This window comes from Salinimicrobium oceani (assembly GCF_012037645.1).
The window spans coordinates 1-287 of record NZ_JAAVJR010001614.1 but is presented as its reverse complement, the minus strand read 5'-3'; the positions used below and the strand labels follow the sequence as shown (position 1 = coordinate 287).

The window sequence follows — 287 nt, the reverse complement described above, 5'->3', positions numbered from 1 at the left end:
AGAACAAAAAGATAATTGGTAAAGCCTATATGAACACTTCTATGATTATTTTTGATAAGGAAGTTTTAGAAATGTCAGGAAGTTCTTTGTCCCGAAGCGAAATTCAAACCACAGCTTTACATCACGAATTCGGACATCTTTTTGGCTTAGTAAACAATGGATCCCCGGCACAAACCCCACATGAAGAAACCGAAAGCAGCAAAAAAGCACATTGTGTTGTAGACGGTTGCCTTATGGCAGCATCAATAGCTTTCGGCTCTTCGCCTTTCAGTTACCTTGAGGACGGA

At 40.4% G+C, this 287-nt stretch carries 1 pseudogene; it reads left to right on the top strand.

The window, feature by feature from the left end:
* Positions 1 to 29: 29 nt before the first annotated feature.
* A pseudogene (locus tag HC175_RS23305) lies at positions 30 to 287 on the top strand (hypothetical protein); the annotation flags it as partial.